At 35.2% G+C, this 16,949-nt stretch carries 12 protein-coding genes; 4 read left to right on the forward strand and 8 right to left on the reverse strand.

What is annotated here, in order from left to right:
- Nucleotides 1–164: 164 nt before the first annotated feature.
- From H8R22_RS01785 to H8R22_RS01820, 8 genes are all read right to left on the reverse strand, one after another.
- A complete protein-coding gene (locus tag H8R22_RS01785; RefSeq protein WP_187009233.1) occupies nucleotides 165–1,301 on the reverse strand; it encodes an aminotransferase class I/II-fold pyridoxal phosphate-dependent enzyme in 1,137 nt (378 codons plus the stop codon).
- A gap of 178 nt (nucleotides 1,302–1,479) precedes the next feature.
- The gene (locus tag H8R22_RS01790; RefSeq protein WP_187009232.1) at nucleotides 1,480–1,761 is read right to left on the reverse strand and encodes a FoF1 ATP synthase subunit delta/epsilon; all 282 of its coding nucleotides are present in this window, start codon (nucleotides 1,759–1,761) and stop codon (nucleotides 1,480–1,482) included.
- A gap of 78 nt (nucleotides 1,762–1,839) precedes the next feature.
- Complete coding sequence (gene atpD / locus H8R22_RS01795) at nucleotides 1,840–3,351, reverse strand: F0F1 ATP synthase subunit beta (RefSeq protein ID WP_187009231.1); 1,512 nt, start codon at nucleotides 3,349–3,351, stop codon at nucleotides 1,840–1,842.
- Between the two features lie 243 nt (nucleotides 3,352–3,594).
- On the reverse strand, nucleotides 3,595–5,079 hold the full coding sequence (locus H8R22_RS01800) for an SGNH/GDSL hydrolase family protein (protein WP_187009230.1): 1,485 nt from the start codon (nucleotides 5,077–5,079) through the stop codon (nucleotides 3,595–3,597).
- A 35-nt stretch (nucleotides 5,080–5,114) separates the two neighbouring features.
- The gene (locus H8R22_RS01805) at nucleotides 5,115–7,937 is read right to left on the reverse strand and encodes a TonB-dependent receptor domain-containing protein (protein ID WP_187009229.1); all 2,823 of its coding nucleotides are present in this window, start codon (nucleotides 7,935–7,937) and stop codon (nucleotides 5,115–5,117) included.
- Between the two features lie 290 nt (nucleotides 7,938–8,227).
- A complete protein-coding gene (gene glmS / locus H8R22_RS01810; RefSeq protein ID WP_187009228.1) occupies nucleotides 8,228–10,075 on the reverse strand; it encodes a glutamine--fructose-6-phosphate transaminase (isomerizing) in 1,848 nt (615 codons plus the stop codon).
- A gap of 3 nt (nucleotides 10,076–10,078) precedes the next feature.
- Nucleotides 10,079–11,707 (reverse strand): DUF4270 domain-containing protein, encoded by a 1,629-nt coding sequence (locus H8R22_RS01815; RefSeq protein ID WP_187009227.1) that lies wholly within the window; start codon nucleotides 11,705–11,707, stop codon nucleotides 10,079–10,081.
- A 20-nt stretch (nucleotides 11,708–11,727) separates the two neighbouring features.
- Nucleotides 11,728–12,531, reverse strand: coding sequence for a glycogen/starch synthase (locus H8R22_RS01820; protein ID WP_187009226.1), 804 nt, complete (start codon nucleotides 12,529–12,531; stop codon nucleotides 11,728–11,730).
- Nucleotides 12,532–12,609: 78 nt separating this feature from the next.
- On the opposite strand from H8R22_RS01820, the gene panC reads away from it, so the two are divergent.
- The 4 genes from panC (at nucleotide 12,610) to radA (ending at nucleotide 16,553) form a co-directional block, all read left to right on the forward strand.
- A complete protein-coding gene (gene panC / locus H8R22_RS01825; RefSeq protein WP_187009225.1) occupies nucleotides 12,610–13,488 on the forward strand; it encodes a pantoate--beta-alanine ligase in 879 nt (292 codons plus the stop codon).
- Between the two features lie 14 nt (nucleotides 13,489–13,502).
- Nucleotides 13,503–13,853: an aspartate 1-decarboxylase gene (panD, locus tag H8R22_RS01830; RefSeq protein ID WP_187009224.1), complete on the forward strand. Its 351-nt coding sequence runs from the start codon at nucleotides 13,503–13,505 to the stop codon at nucleotides 13,851–13,853.
- Between the two features lie 190 nt (nucleotides 13,854–14,043).
- Nucleotides 14,044–15,192 carry an alpha/beta hydrolase gene (locus H8R22_RS01835; protein ID WP_187009223.1) on the forward strand — a complete coding sequence of 383 codons (1,149 nt, stop codon included), beginning with the start codon at nucleotides 14,044–14,046 and terminating at the stop codon, nucleotides 15,190–15,192.
- Nucleotides 15,192–16,553: a DNA repair protein RadA gene (gene radA, locus H8R22_RS01840; RefSeq protein WP_187009222.1), complete on the forward strand. Its 1,362-nt coding sequence runs from the start codon at nucleotides 15,192–15,194 to the stop codon at nucleotides 16,551–16,553. Before H8R22_RS01835 ends, radA begins: the two co-directional genes overlap by 1 nt.
- The last annotated feature ends 396 nt before the right edge of the window (nucleotides 16,554–16,949 follow it).

Below are 16,949 nucleotides of genomic sequence, written 5' to 3' on the forward strand. Positions count from 1 at the left end.
ACTGATTTGTGGAAGTTGATTTTGCTTTCATGATTTTTGATTTATTTGATTACGACTCGTAAGTAAACAAACAATCAAAACGTTACAAAAAATTTAAATTTATTTTTTGTAACTCAACAATAGCAAACTATTACACAGCAATTTTTTTAATTACTAAACAAAATCTACCGGAAGAGAAATTTACTCAACAAAGACAGCACTTCTGCTATTTCTGCGTTAGAATTATAGCTGTGTAAACAAAAACGAAGACGTTCTTGCCCTTCAGGCACCGTTGGTGATAATATAGCTTTGGCGTCAAAACCATAATCCTGCAATTGATTGGCAATGGCTTTCACTTTGATATTACCGGGAACAATTACCGATTGTATAGCTGATTTAGATTGTACAAACATAGGTTTTAGACCTAGCAATACTTTTTGCTGATTGAAGTAAACAATGTTCGCTCTCAACAAACTCAAATTACTGTTATTGTCTAAAAATTGATAGGCAACTAAGATCGTAGCAACCGAATGAGGCGATAAACCTGTTGTATAAATAAAGCTCCGTGCAAAATTAACCAAGTATTGCTTAAGCTCTTTTGACCCTAAAATTGCAGCACCATGACAACCCAATCCCTTCCCAAAAGTCATGATTCTTGCGAAAACATGCTCTTGTAAATTTAGCATTTGAACTAAACCTTCGCCTTTATCACCGTAAACACCAAGTGCATGTGCTTCATCAATAACTAAATAACAATTGTATTTATTGGAAACGACAATCAATTCTTCTAGCATAGGCGAATCACCATCCATTGAAAAAACACTCTCGGTAACGATATAAACATTCTCGATATTGCATCGCTTTAGCTGCGATTCAAGCTCCTCAAAATCATTATGGGCATACTTATATGCTTTTGCATTAGAAAGCTTAATACCGTCTCTAATGGAGGCATGACATAGTTCATCATAAAGTATGAGATCCCCTTTTTGTGGGACACTCCCAAAAAAACCTACATTAGCATCATATCCTGAGTTAAAAAGTAGTGCAGCATCAGTATCATGAAATTGAGCTATATAATCTTCAGTGTCCTGATATAGTTTGTGATTTCCAGAAATAAGTCGGGATCCTGTGGCTCCATTTACCATCAAATTACTATCGATCAATAATTGATGTGTAGCATCAAAAATGACTACAGATTTAGAAAGTCCTAAATAATCATTAGACGCAAAATCGATTAAATCATTGCCTTCTGGCAGAAACCTAATTGCATTGTCGCTCTCACGAACAGAAAGTTTTTTAAGAAGATTTTGTGGTAATTTCATACTTTCAAAGTTAGGAAATTATGTGTTTGATGTATCAGATTGTTTTAGCCTAGATAGCAATGGAAATCCTTTTACTTTTTTTTTTAAAAAGTAAAAGATTGCAATGAATAGCTGGAATATCTACCAAATGAAAAAGCCAAACATTTCTGTTTGGCTTTTTCTAAAATTTACAATTGCATTAGTCAGCTAAAACAATTATTTTATTATCCTTCATTTCGATAGTTCCAGAAGAAATGGCTAATGTGTAATTTTGCTCATTTACTTTTGTAAACAAACCAGCTACTTCTTTACTGAACGTAAAGCTTGGAGCCACAATGCTTACAACTCCTTGTTGTAGTAAGGAAACTATAGGTGCGTGATTATTTAACATTTGGAAATTTCCATCTACTCCAGGTACAGATACTGATGTTACTTCTCCTTTAAATAATGTTGCTTCTGGTGATACTATTTCTAATAACATATTTTTGTAGTTATAGGTTTAGAATTTAAAGTTTAAAGTCACAAATGAACATTAAACTTTAAACCTTAAACTATTTTTTTAGGCTTCTGCCAACATTTTTTCTCCTGCTTCGATCGCTTCTTCGATTGTACCTTTAAGGTTAAACGCAGATTCTGGTAGGTGATCTAATTCACCATCAATAATCATGTTAAATCCTTTGATAGTATCTTTGATGTCTACTAATACTCCTTTTAATCCTGTAAACTGCTCTGCTACGTGGAAAGGTTGAGACAAGAAACGTTGTACACGACGTGCTCTAGATACAGATAATTTATCTTCTTCAGATAACTCTTCCATACCAAGGATCGCGATGATATCCTGTAATTGCTTATATTTTTGAAGAATCTCTTTTACTCTTTGTGCACAGTCGTAGTGCTCATCACCAAGAATTTGTGGTGTTAAGATACGAGAAGTAGAATCTAACGGGTCAACCGCTGGATAAATACCTAACTCAGCAATCTTACGAGACAATACTGTTGTAGCATCAAGGTGAGCAAAGGTTGTTGCTGGTGCCGGATCCGTTAAATCATCTGCAGGTACGTAAACCGCTTGTACAGATGTAATAGATCCTTTGTTAGTAGATGTGATACGCTCTTGCATCGCTCCCATCTCGGTAGCTAATGTTGGTTGGTATCCTACTGCAGATGGCATACGACCTAAAAGTGCCGAAACCTCAGAACCTGCTTGTGTAAAACGGAAGATATTATCAACAAAGAATAATACATCTTTCCCTTGGTCAGTTCCTGCTCCATCACGGAAGTACTCAGCAATAGATAATCCTGAAAGTGCTACACGAGCACGAGCTCCAGGTGGCTCATTCATTTGTCCGAAAACGAAAGTAGCTTTTGACTCTCTCATTCCTGGCATATCAACTTTAGACAAATCCCATCCTCCATTTTCCATAGAGTGCATGAATTCCTCACCGTATTTTATAATTCCTGACTCTAACATCTCACGAAGTAAGTCATTTCCTTCACGTGTTCTTTCTCCTACTCCTGCGAATACTGAAAGTCCACCGTGACCTTTTGCTATATTGTTGATCAACTCTTGAATCAATACAGTTTTACCAACACCGGCTCCACCAAACAATCCAATTTTACCCCCTTTTGAGTAAGGCTCAATTAAATCGATTACTTTAATACCTGTGAATAAAACTTCTGATGAAGTTGATAAATCTTCGAATCTTGGTGCTTGACGGTGAATTGACATTCCGTTTTCACCTGTTTTTGGTAAGTTACCTAAACCATCAATTGCATCACCAATTACGTTAAACAAACGTCCGTAAACATCTGCTCCAACTGGCATTTGAATTGGGTTTCCAGTACCTACTACTTCATAACCTCTACTCAAACCATCTGTTGAGTCCATCGAAATGGTACGAACTGTGTTTTCACCAATGTGAGATTGCACTTCAAGTACTAATAAAGTACCATCTTTTTTTGTGATTTCTAATGAATCATAAATTTTTGGAAGTTCAACATCTTTTCCGTTGAAAACAACATCAACTACTGGACCAATGATCTGCGCAACTTTTCCTATTACTTTTGACATTACTTATGTGTTTATTAAATAGCTATTTAGGTTTATGAAATGTATCCTCTCAAAAAATCAAGTTTGGATGCTTTTTTCAGAGTGCAAAGATAATTTTTTAAAATAAAAAATCAACTGTTTTTTTTATAAAAAACAACACCTGTTGTAAATACTCCTTTTTCGCATGGTAAATACCAAAATAAAAGAGGATAAAAAAACAAAACCACCCCTATTTGGGATGGTTTTATTTAACATGGTATTGTATTAGAGTGTACCAGGAAATAATATTCTGTAGTTACCTAGATCGACTCCTTTTAAGTTCGAACCGTATTTTGAATTAATCGCTTCAATAAATTTATTTGCAATAACAGCGTAGCCCCTAGGAGAAGGATGTACTCCATCTGTTGAGAAACCACCACCAGTTATAAAAGTAGCTGACACTGTAAATCCATTAGCCGAAAATCCTGTGGCAGCAATTTGAGATAACAAAGCATTAGCATCGACGAAAGCCAAGCCTTTAGCAGTAGCTACTGCTCTAATCTTAGCATTATACGCATCTGTAGCTGTTTTCAACTCTGCAACCTCATTTTTAGATAAAATCCACTTATCTGCTAATGCAACCTGCGTACCGTTTCCTAGAGGTAAAAAAGCCTGAGCACTAACACCTCCTGCTGACAAAACCACATAATCCGCTGAAGTTGTTTGCCTCAAAGAAGGCAATACTAATCCAGCTGCAGGAACATTAACAGTAGTTAAGTATTCATCAACCATAACCAAACCATTTGCGCCAGCATTAAAATTAATTGTTCTAGCGAGTCTTTCTGTCTCTAAGATCAGTCCAGCGTTTTTGGCAGCTACCAATCCACCATTATAGGTCGCATAGGCACTATTTAAAGCAGTAGCTTGCGCAGCGCTTACACCAGCTGCATTAAACGGAACTGTTGTGAAAAACGGAATTGTATTTACGTAAGGGATATTAGCAACCACACCTTTTGCTGGGATGGTCCCTGAAGTCATAGTATTAACTAAGGCATCATAAGTAGCATCAAATCCTACACCAGCAGGGCCTGCAGAAGGCGTAATTGGATTTGTTCCATCTCCACCCGTTGTTGCGTATCCTAAAACGTCATTATTTCCAATCCATAAAGAAAAGAATGTTGGTGCTTGAGCCGCAGCATATGCCACCACAGAAGTAGTACCATTAGCGGGCGCAAAACGAATATAGTACGGGTTAGCAGTTCCCGCGAATATATTTGCACCTCCAGCACCCGGGCTCCCGTACGTTGGCGATAACAAATGAAAACTTTTAGCTCCGGGAACACCGCAGTTGTTGTACGGTCCTGCAGCAGCAACAGAAGTTAAAATCTCAGTTGATGGAGTTCCTGTAACTGTAGCTGGCCCAACACCATTAAAAAATAACCTTGCTCCAGAAATTACTGTTCCTCCTACTTTATAACCACCAATGTTATCAGACATAAATGGAATCTTAAACTCTCCTCCACCAACAAGTTTAAATTGCTGTGCCATGATATTTGTATAAGACACTTTTTGACCTTCGATGAACAAAGCATTATCAGAGAAACCAGCTGTTAATGAGTTACCTAAAGCAACGTATTTTGTAAAATTAGCAGAACCAGAAGTCAAAGGTAAACCATCAGATGAATTTGTTTCAACCTGTACAGCATCTTCACTACTACATGCTACAACGGTCAAAGAAACCAATAGTAGCCATTTTAAATTTTTTATCATTTTATCTCTATTTTTTTTAATGAATACTATTAGAATTAAGGATTGATTGTCCAAGAAGCAAAATACTGTTGACCTATTAATCCCGCTCCTAATACCTGACCATATTCTTTACCTGCAATATTAGACGCCCCTAATTTTAAAGTTGATTTCAAAGACGGAATTCCGTAATTGATTTGAGCATCAATAACTGTAGCTGCATCAATCATACCGTCAACCATTGAAGACTGCCATAAGTACGAAGTATTATATCTACCACTAACATTGAAACCAAAGTTTTTAAATAATTTTTCGTTACCAAAAGAAGCTTTTGCTCTGTGTTTAGGCGTATTAAATCCGGCTTCAAAACTAGGATCCTTAGATTGGTCAAAGTTAAAATCAGCATAATTATAATTCACACTAACTTCAAAATCCCTATATACTTTACGAGACAAACCAATTCCAAAACCTAAAGATTTAATTTCTAAAGGAGTATTTGTGTACAATTGAAAAGTTCTAGTATTACCACTCGATAAAGCTTGTACTGCTTTTTGACCCTCTGCATTAGTTAATCCACCTCCATCAAGTGCTTGACCGTATAAAGGAGTAACTACATTAAGGTTTCCAATAAAATTATTATAAATATTATAATATCCATTAATATCGATTGATGTTTTATTAATGAAAGATCTATACCCTAATTCAAAAGCCTTAACCTCCTCTGGCTTAACAAGGTTTGCGTTTGTTTTTCTTAATAACGCAGGATTACTAGCTGCTGCGAAAGCAATAACCGATGAAGCTAAGTATGAGTTACCGTAAGCCCTTGTACCATCAATTGTAACGGAATTTCCACCTGCAAACCCTTGTCCTGTTGCTCCATTAATTGGCAATGTTTCTACGAAACGTGTAAGGTTGTCCGGTGCTGAACCTAATAAAATAGCACTACCAACATTAAAACCTATGTACTGATCTTGTGTAGTTGGATTCCTAAATCCTGTTTGAAACGAACCTCTAAAATTATGTCTTCTACTCTCTCCTCCAGAATACACTAGAGACACTCTTGGCGAGTAATTTCCATCAAAATTTTGTGCTTTATCATATCGAATAGAACCAGTGAATTTCAAACGGTCATCCATTAATTTTTTCGTCAATTGCGTGTAAGCACCATATTCATTATAATTTATTGGACCAGCAGCATCTGTATAGATACGACCAAACGAATTCAGTGAATACTGTCTGTAAGAACCTCCTACTTGAATTTCAGCAAATTCAATCAAATCTTTGAAGTTATAATTAGCGTCAGAGTGATATATTTTAGAATTGTCAACTAATTTTGAACCTGTTAAAACACTAGCCTCATTTGTTACAGCTGCAAAAGCTGATTTGAAAGCCTGAGAACCTGGAAGAAATCTACCCGTATCTGCAAAAGCTCTTGCTGCATTATGAGCTGCTTGAGAATTTGGAGCACCTCCTAAAGTAGCCTGAACATATGCATTCGCATACTCCCCAAACCAAGTAGCGTCTGGCTTCCACTGTCTATTTACGTTAATACCCGTAAACAACATATCATACGATTGCCCACCATCCTCAGTAGTTGTATAACCTCTTAAAAAGAAATTCTTCCCTTTGAATTCTAGCTTATGCTGTTGCATGAAAAAGTTATTTAAATAATACCTGTTCGCACCTTGATAAACCGCATTTCCGTAACCAAATTTAGACTGTACTATAACTTCTAAGTTTTCATTTCCAAAAGGTCGGTAATGCAAAGATAAATCCATCTTAGTATTACTCGCTTTATTATCTGTTAAATCAGTCTCATTGTAACCTGTTCTACTAACGTTAGAATTAGGCAGAACACTTCTAAATACATTATATTGAGCAGGTGTTATTCTTCCTGCTGCCAACAAACCATCAGAAACGTTTCTAATATTTGTAACAACTTCATCTCCATATACGTTAATACCGTCATAATTAGGATTTGACCTATCTAAACCAACTCTAGTTTTGTCATCAGTATTAGTCGCATACCAATCCGTCCCGCGTAAATAGGTAAAGTTAGCTTTCATAGCCAAATAAGGACTAAATGCTTTTGCCATACGAATTCCGTAATCAACATAATCATTATTTCCAGCAGCCTTTTGGCTAGTTTGACCAAATTTAGCATAAGCCGTAATTCCTTCACTAGCAAAAGGACTCTTACTAGTCATGAATAAAATTCCGTTAAAGGCATTGGCACCATACAAAGCAGAAGACGCCCCTGGTAACAATTCTACACTTTGAACATCAATTTCAGACACTCCTATTAAGTTACCTAGAACAAAATTTAATAATGGAGAAGAGTTATCCATACCGTCTACCAACTGCATAAAACGTGTATTAGCAACCGTAGCAAAACCACGAGTATTAACTGACTTAAAAGACAAACTACTCGTATTCATTTGAACTTCTTTCATATTCTCTAATCCATCATAAAACGAAGCAGAAGCAGTTTTTTTAATATCGGCAACACCCATTCTTTCAATGGTAACCGGAGATTCTAAAACACGTTCTGGAGTTCTAGAAGCAGACACCACAATCTCATTAAGAAGATTATCCTCGTCTTTTAAAATCACAGTAATCTTTTGATTTGCCGAAGTAACATTTACCTCTTTTGACACGAAACCAATACTCGTTACTTCAATTTTAAAAGGAAATGCCATAGTAGTACTTAATGTGAATTTCCCATCCATATCTGATACCGCTCCACCAGTACCCCCAATAACTCTAATATTGGCCCCAATAATGGGCAGTTTATTACTATCACTAATTAAACCCGTGACAGAGTTTTGCGCAAAACTAATGCAACAAAAAAAGAAAGATAAAAAAAGTAAGTGCACTCTCATTTGGTTATATTTTATTGATTTATGGAGCCAAAATACAATTAATTTTAATATTAATAAAAAAAAGTGCTTTTTTTTTAATTATCATTAATTAATTATTTAAAATATAACTAATTCATCATTATTAATTTTTGAAGTAAAACCAAAAATTAAGTTAAAATTTAGTAAAATACTATGCTTACATATAAAATTAGTTTTAAAAATGCATTAATCATAAAAATCATAATTTTATAAAATTTAACAAAAAAAAAGCAAGACCTAAGGCCTTGCTTTCATATTAGTAGTAAAACTACTTATTCTACTGTAACTGACTTTGCTAAATTTCTTGGTTGATCTACATTGCAACCTCTTAAAACAGCTATATGATAAGACAATAATTGCAGAGGAATAGTAGTAATTAAGGGCGATAAAGCGTCTGAGGTTTCAGGAACTTCGATAACATAATCGGCTAATTCCCTAACTTGAGTATCTCCTTTTGTTACAACCGCTATTATTCTACCGCTTCTCGATTTAATTTCTTGAATATTACTAACTATTTTATCGTAATGACCCATTTTAGGAGCAATTACAACTACAGGCATATGCTCATCAATTAAAGCAATTGGACCGTGTTTCATCTCTGCAGCAGGATATCCTTCTGCATGTATATAAGATATCTCTTTTAATTTCAATGCCCCTTCTAAAGCAACGGGAAAATTATATCCTCGACCTAGGTACAAACAGTTAGGTGCATCTTTAAAGGTAGCCGCTATTTCTTTTGTTACATCATTTGTTTCTAAAGCCTCTCTAACTTTCTCTGGAATTAAATCTAATTCCTGTAAGTACATATGAAAATCTGAATGAGATAAAGTACCTTTAGCTTTAGCTAAACGCAAAGCAATCATAGTCAACACAGTGATCTGTGTCGTAAATGCCTTTGTAGAAGCAACACCTATCTCTGGTCCTGCATGTGTATAAGCACCGGCGTGCGACTCTCTTGAAATAGAAGAACCTACGACATTACAAACACCAAATACAAAAGCACCATTTTCCTTAGCTAATTTAATAGCCGCCATCGTATCCGCTGTTTCTCCTGATTGAGAAATGGCGATTACAACATCTTTACTATTTATGATTGGATTTCTATATCTGAACTCAGAAGCATATTCTACCTCTACTGGAATTCTCGTAAATTCTTCAAAAATATACTCAGCAACTAAACCAGCGTGCCAAGAGGTACCGCATGCTACTATAATAATCCTATCAGCATTTAAGAATTTTTCTAAATTATCTTCAACACCTGACATTTGAACGATTCCTTCATTTGCATGTAATCTGCCTCTATACGTGTCTTTTATCACACTAGGCTGCTCATAAATCTCCTTCAACATAAAATGATCATAGCCTCCTTTTTCAATTTGCTCTAAATTCATTTGAAGCTCTTGAATATAAGGATCCACTAATGAATCGTCTTTAATATTTCTAACCTTCATAGATTTATGCAAACGAATGATTGCCATTTCACCATCTTCTAAGTAGACTGCATTAGATGTATACTCAATAAAAGGGGAAGCATCAGAAGCAATAAAATACTCTCCTTCTCCAATACCTATTGCTAAAGGACTACCTAAGCGTGCCGCTACTATTTCATCTGGATTTTTTTTATCAAAAACCGCTATAGCATAAGCTCCAACCACTTGGTTCAATGCAATCTGTACTGCCTTACCAAGCTTTATCCCTTCTTGCTTTTGGATTTCTTCAATTAGATTCACTAATACTTCTGTATCTGTATCTGAATGAAAAACATAACCTCTTTTCTTTAATTCTTCTTTTAGAGGTGCATAATTTTCTATAATACCATTATGGATGATTACTAAGTCTCCTGAATTAGAAAAGTGCGGATGTGAATTAACATCGTTAGGAACACCATGAGTAGCCCATCTAGTATGGCCTATACCGATTGTCCCATTCATTGTTAATTCCTTTGAAGCCTTTACCTCAAGGTCAGCAACTTTTCCTTTAGTTTTACAAAGTTTGATTTCCTTACCATCGTAAACCATCACTCCTGCACTATCATATCCTCTATATTCCAGCCTTTTAAGACCTTTGATAACGATAGGATAAGCCTCTCTATATCCAATATATCCTACTATTCCGCACATATTTTAATTATTAGATTTTGTATAATAAATTTCCAACTTTAATCTCTTCGTTTCATCAGTTTCCTTATTTCCATACAAAATAGTTCCTAATGGAGTGATAACTGACGCTTTTGGCACCTTCGAGAAAAGTGTTTTTGCCGTTCGCAACTTAGACGAGGTTGAATTATTGATATCTCCTGTAACAACAAGTCCCAATTTTACATTTGTAGAATCAGTATTTTTAATCAAATTTCTTATTTGATTAGTTAGCCTAATTTTATAAGTTTTTCCTCGGCCATCCGTCACAGCTTCCTTATTAATAATTCCGCTATAGATAAATTTACCATTTTGAGCTTTTGTTCCCGAACTTGCGTCAGCCTTATAATCCAAAATAGACTGACCATAGGTTAAATCATATAAATAAACTCTATTTGGCTCTTTTGACCCCGCCATAGTTGTAGCATCGATATGAAAAACTAAATTTGCTTCATTTATTAAGAACTTTTTTCCATCAGCAGGATATCTCAAATCATCTAATTCATCAGGCACACCGTTCGGCACACTTGTAGGATTCCCACTTGCATCGAATCCTCTTACATCTGTTTTTCCAAAAAGCTCAATTATCGCTAATGATCCTTCACCACCTTTAAGATATAGCTTAGCATCTCCAGTAGTAGCACTAGCTGAACTCATTGCTGTTTCATATGCAGGCTTATTCACGTCACTTAATAGATTAACTGTTGTACCTGTTAGGGTCAAAACAATCGACTTATCTACTCTTGTAGCATCAGTAGACGAGGTGTTCTCTTTGTATTTAATCGTGATTTTACCGGCTGCAAAATTAAGCATAGCCATCTGACTTTCTACTCCACTAATCTTTTCTGCTTTAAAATACAATCCTCTAAAATAATTCCTAAACACATCGTTACTTGCTAACTTCCCTGCAGCAACCGCATTGATTATTTTATTCTTAAAAAACTCTGTATCTAAATTAAGACGCATTCCTGGAGCTGTGCGTACAAATGTTTCTTTAGTATCTACTATTACAGTTTCTTTATATTCTGCTGGACTAAAAAAGAACTCATCATTTTGAGACTTATCAATATTATCATTGTTTAGACGACTCCCAACCTTAACATTATCAAAATCTGCATTTTGATTCGTATAATATCGCTGTGCTTCGAATGAATTTGTTGGGTCTAAACTACGTAAAGCATAACCAGACTCAAAAACACTTAACTTAATCTTACCCCCACCGTAAATGGAATCTAACCTGTATGTGTTATCACCAGTCGTTGCATTAGAAGCAGTTATCGTACTAAAATAAGGAATTGTTAAAACAACACTTTCAATAACAGGATTAACACCTATCGTAGGATTAATTGTTTCTAAACTGATTTGAGTAACAAAATTCGCAGTTGAAGTACCAAACGGTTCATTTTCGTAGATACCCAAGGCATTTACTGGTAAATTATTTGACTCTACAGCCCCCATTTTTTGATTATAAGCAATAACTTGAGAGGTATATTTGTCAAACTCAAATTTATTATCCCCTATCAAATCCCCGCCTATCGTATTGTATTCTTTATCACAAGAAAATAAAAGAAAAACTGTTGCGACTAGAGTAATCGTCTTAAAAAAATTATTGTACATACTAAAAGTGATAGTTAATTTTAAAGCATCTCGTTATAAAAAGCACTATACGCCTCAGCGAAAGTATCTTTGGGCACGAAAGGTAGAAAAGGTTTTCCTGAAGACTCTATAAATTTTGTTAAACTTGGAGAAACACCTTCAGAGGCAACGATCACAGCATCTGAGTGGTTAATGGTCGATTTCATAATACTTTCATAGTCCGGAGTAGCTAGAAAAGGAATTTCGTCCCCTGGCACACCGTCCATCTTGATTTTATTGATCATTTCTACATCTAAAGTTCCTTCAAAAGACTGGCTGTAAACAGAGGTAACAATTTTAGTCTCTGAAAACAACGCTTCATTTTTATAGAAATGTTTCATATAAATTGGCAGCATTGCAGCCATCCACCCGTGAACATGTATGATATCTGGAACCCAGTTTAACTTTTTAACCGTCTCAACGACTCCTTTAGCAAAAAAGATAGCACGTTCATCATTATCAGGGTACATTACCCCATCTTCATCAGCGAATGTTGCTTTCCTTTTAAAGTACTCATCGTTATCGATAAAGTAAACTTGAATTCGCTCTTTAGGTATAGACGCTACTTTAATTATCAAAGGCATATCTAAGTCATTTACAACCAAATTCATCCCCGAGAGCCTAATCACTTCATGTAATTGATGTCTTCTTTCGTTGATGTTTCCATATCTAGGCATAAAAATTCTAATTTGCCCGCCTTGATCGTTTACCATTTTTGGTACATCATAAGACATTAAAGAAACCTCATTTTCAGCCAAATAAGGCACCACCTCAGATGATACATATAATATCCTCTTATCTTTCATATTGTAATTTGCTTAATTCATTGGTAATAAAAACCACGCAAAATTACAAAAATTTATGCAGTTATTAACTAATATATTATGTTTGCAGTCAATTTTAATAAAACGACCATGCCAATTTTCTACGGAAAAGTAGCTTTAATAGAGTTTTTAGATACTGTAAAACCGCACCAATATACTACCGGTTTTGTCCCTACGATGGGAGCATTGCACGATGGTCATCTGTCGTTAATGCAGCGATCCTTGGACGAAAACGATATTACCGTCGTTAGCATTTTTGTAAATCCAACCCAATTTAATAATCCAGAAGACCTTTTAAAATACCCAAGAACACTTGATGAGGACGTAAAAAAAATAGCTGCTCTCAACCCCAATATTGTAGTTTACGCTCCATCTGTTGATGATATCTATGAAGGAAAAGTAGTATCCCAGCCTTTTAATTTTGATGGATTAGAACATCAGATGGAAGGAAAATTTAGACCAGGCCATTTTGATGGTGTAGGAACAATTGTGAAACGTCTTTTTGAAATAGTAAGTCCTACTAACGCTTATTTTGGCGAGAAGGATTTTCAGCAACTATTGATCGTTGAAAAAATGGTTGAAAAAACACAATTACCGGTACATGTCGTTGGTTGTCCAATACACCGAGAGCATAACGGTTTAGCCATGAGTTCTAGAAACGAACGACTAAGTCCGTCTGAAAGAGAAAAAGCTAGTATCATATTCGAAACTTTGACTAAAGTCAAAGAAAAATTCCACAATTCTAGCGCTCAAGAACTCTCGTTATGGGTTCAAGAAGTATTTGATACAAATAGCGATTTTGAATTAGAATATTTTCAAATTGCAGACGCAAAGACTTTAACGCCTTGCGAGAGTAAAATAGAAACAAAAAAATACCGTGCTTTCATAGCTGTATTTGTCAATAATATCAGATTGATTGATACCATTTCATTAAATTAATTTACTTTTGTAGCATGCAAATTCAAGTTTTAAAATCAAAAATTCATCGCGTAAAAGTTACAGGCGCCGATTTAAATTATATCGGTAGTATTACGATTGATGAAACATTATTAGAAGCATCTAATATAATCGAAGGTGAGAAAGTTTCCATTGTAAATATCAATAACGGAGAACGTTTTGATACTTATGCCATAAAAGGAGAGAAAAACTCAGGTGAAATCACTTTAAATGGTCCCGCTGCCAGAAGAGTTCAGAAAGATGATATCATTATCATCATTTCGTACGCCTCTATGGAGTTTGAGGAGGCTAAATCCTTCAAACCGTGGATCATTTTTCCCAATGAAAACGACAACTCTTTAACCTAATAGACTTTACAACATAACTTAATTGCTCCAATACCTAGCTTGTATTGGGGCAATTTTGCATTTAGAGCTACCGTATAACCTACATTTTTATTATCCATAATCAAAAGCCGCAGTACTTTTGGATGAAATAAATAGTATATTGCTAATCTATTTAATAGTAAGAAAAGAATCAACAAACGAGCCTAGAATCATGAAGCACACCTTTTTATTATTGTTTATATCGCTCTCAGTATTTGCCCAAAAAAGTGTCGAATCGTTTGATTCGAAAATATTGGGTGAAAAAAGACAAATTATTATTGGACTACCCAAATCCTATGAAAACAATCCAAACAAAAAATATCCAATACTGGTATTACTAGATGGTGAATATCTATTCGACCCCTTCTTTGGTGCTTTAAATTATGGTGCTTATTGGGATGATTTACCTGAAACGATAATAATAGGAATAAATCAAAACTCACCAAACACAAGGGAGTCCGACTGTGGTGTTGATCCGACGGAAGGCTTGCCAACAAAACAAGCGTCACGGTTTTTTGAATTTATTGGCGGCGAATTAATGCCCTATATTCAAAACAAATACAGAACAGCACCTTTTAAAATGATCGCTGGTCATGATACCACAGCAGGATTTATAAACTTTTATCTTTATAAGGAAAACCCATTATTTAATGCTTACATCTCTCTAAGTCCAGAGTTGGCTTCAGGGATGGAAAGTCAAATCGCTACTAGTTTAGCAGCCACTAAAAAGCAACTGTTTTATTATCAATCATCTGCTGATGGTGACATTAAACCAATACGAGAGACCGTTGAGCAATTAGACAGCAATATAAAAAGCATCATTAATCCACTTCTTGATTATAAATCCAGCTCGTTTCCTAATGCATCGCATTACTCGCTAGTACTGTACTCTATTCCTGATGCTTTGTATCAAATATTCGCTTCTTACAAACCTATTTCTTCCACCGAATTTACAGATAAAATAGTAGTTTTAAAGGAAGGTTATGTTGACTATTTGAAAAAAAAATATCAAATTATTTCAGATAAACTCAACCTTCAAACCTCTATTCGAATTAATGATTTCAAAGCGATCGAAGCGGCTATATTAAAAAACAAAGCTTATGACGAACTAGAAAATCTAGCAGAGCTTGCTGATAAAAATTATCCTAAATCAATGCTCGCTTCCTATGAATTGGGCTTAATGTATGAAAAAAGAGGTGATCCTAAAAAAGCCGCAAGCAAATACCTACGCGCCTCACAATTAGATGAGATAGGCGATTTAACAAAAGAAATGATGTACAATAAATATGACGATATGAAAAGTCAAACAATCAAAAAATAATGGCAAAGTTGAAAACAACTTTTTTCTGTCAAAGCTGCGGAACATCATATGCAAAATGGCAAGGACAATGTAATGCTTGTAAAGAATGGAATACTATAGCCGAGGAAATTATTCAAAAACAAGAAAAAGTAGCGTGGAAAAGTGAACCCACACCTTCCAATCGCGTTCCCAAACCATTGAAAATAACCGAAATTGATTCGACAGAAGAAATCCGAATGGATACCACTGACGGAGAACTTAATCGCGTTTTAGGCGGTGGAATAGTCCCTGGCTCCATGATTTTGTTGGGAGGAGAACCTGGTATAGGTAAGAGTACGTTATGTTTGCAAATATCACTGAATCTGCCCTATCGCACTTTGTACGTATCAGGAGAAGAGAGTCAGAAACAAATAAAAATGCGTGCAGAACGCATTACGACTTCTAGCGAAAACTGTTATATTTTGACAGAAACAAAAACACAAAACATTTTTAAACAAATCGAAACAATACAGCCCGAAATTGTAATCATCGATTCTATTCAGACCTTACATACTGATTATATTGAGTCCACCGCAGGAAGTATTTCTCAAATTAGAGAAACAACTGCAGAGCTTATCAAGTTTGCTAAGGAAACTAATATTCCTGTTATACTAATTGGTCATATTACCAAAGACGGAACTATTGCTGGACCAAAAATACTAGAACACATGGTCGATACAGTTTTACAATTCGAAGGTGATCGCAATCACGTTTATCGTATTTTGAGGTCGCTAAAAAACCGATTTGGTTCTACTGCTGAAATAGGGATCTATGAAATGTTAGGCAGCGGGTTGCGTGAAGTTTCTAATCCTTCGGAAATACTAATATCACATAAAGACGAGGAGCTATCTGGGACAGCAATAGCATCAACCCTAGAAGGAATGCGCCCGCTAATGCTAGAGATTCAAGCATTAGTTAGTACTGCAGTATATGGAACTCCGCAGCGAAGCACAACAGGTTACAACGCCAAGAGATTAAATATGATTTTAGCTGTTCTTGAAAAAAGAGCTGGTTTTAGGCTTGGCGCCAAAGACGTATTCCTGAATATCACAGGAGGAATCTCAGTAGACGATCCAGCTATTGATCTCGCAGTTGTAGCCGCTATTTTATCATCAAACGAAGACATTCCTGTTAATAAAGATTTTTGTTTTGCAGGCGAAGTGGGGCTATCTGGAGAAATTCGTCCCGTTAATAGAGTAGACCAACGAATTCAGGAAGCAGAAAAACTTGGTTTCTCTACTATTTTTGTCTCAAAATACAATAAAATTGCACTAAAGAACACCGGTATTAAAATAGAATTAGTTGCCAAAATCGAAGATGTCGCCAATATTCTTTTTGAATAGAAGGATAACCTATCGCAGTATTGATAATCAAATCTTTTTTAAATTTGTAAGTGCAAAAAGAATATCACCATTAAGACATCGCTAAAATAATGTTTGTTTTAGCGATGTTTCTTTATCTATACCGCACTACGTTTACTAAACTCACGACCTGGATGTGATATTAATTCAATTTATTGAAAAGTCATCAGACACCTTATAAGTGTTCCAAATACAATTCCTTTTGCATGATAGACTAAAACCTATTCAGCCTATACAAATTCTATAAAAACACGTATTAGACTACAGTTTAACAATCACAAATACCTACTATACAATTATTTATATTTACTTTAACAGTGATTCATGTTTGAAAATTGTATATTGTAGATGTGAAACACATGAGGTCTAAATTAGTAA

Origin of the sequence: Flavobacterium kayseriense (assembly GCF_014305095.1) — a bacterium.
In the GTDB taxonomy this organism is placed as follows: Bacteria; Bacteroidota; Bacteroidia; order Flavobacteriales; family Flavobacteriaceae; genus Flavobacterium; species Flavobacterium kayseriense.

Excerpts from the sequence above, each read along its gene's own strand:
- panD (WP_187009224.1), top strand. The coding sequence starts at position 13,503 with ATGCAAATTCAAGTTTTAAAATCAAAAATTCATCGCGTAAAAGTTACA.
- H8R22_RS01790 (WP_187009232.1), bottom strand. The coding sequence starts at position 1,761 with ATGTTATTAGAAATAGTATCACCAGAAGCAACATTATTTAAAGGAGAA.
- H8R22_RS01785 (WP_187009233.1), bottom strand. The coding sequence starts at position 1,301 with ATGAAATTACCACAAAATCTTCTTAAAAAACTTTCTGTTCGTGAGAGC.
- H8R22_RS01815 (WP_187009227.1), bottom strand. The coding sequence starts at position 11,707 with ATGTACAATAATTTTTTTAAGACGATTACTCTAGTCGCAACAGTTTTT.
- H8R22_RS01820 (WP_187009226.1), bottom strand. The coding sequence starts at position 12,531 with ATGAAAGATAAGAGGATATTATATGTATCATCTGAGGTGGTGCCTTAT.
- H8R22_RS01835 (WP_187009223.1), top strand. The coding sequence starts at position 14,044 with ATGAAGCACACCTTTTTATTATTGTTTATATCGCTCTCAGTATTTGCC.
- glmS (WP_187009228.1), bottom strand. The coding sequence starts at position 10,075 with ATGTGCGGAATAGTAGGATATATTGGATATAGAGAGGCTTATCCTATC.
- panC (WP_187009225.1), top strand. The coding sequence starts at position 12,610 with ATGTTTGCAGTCAATTTTAATAAAACGACCATGCCAATTTTCTACGGA.
- H8R22_RS01800 (WP_187009230.1), bottom strand. The coding sequence starts at position 5,079 with ATGATAAAAAATTTAAAATGGCTACTATTGGTTTCTTTGACCGTTGTA.
- H8R22_RS01805 (WP_187009229.1), bottom strand. The coding sequence starts at position 7,937 with ATGAGAGTGCACTTACTTTTTTTATCTTTCTTTTTTTGTTGCATTAGT.
- radA (WP_187009222.1), top strand. The coding sequence starts at position 15,192 with ATGGCAAAGTTGAAAACAACTTTTTTCTGTCAAAGCTGCGGAACATCA.
- atpD (WP_187009231.1), bottom strand. The coding sequence starts at position 3,351 with ATGTCAAAAGTAATAGGAAAAGTTGCGCAGATCATTGGTCCAGTAGTT.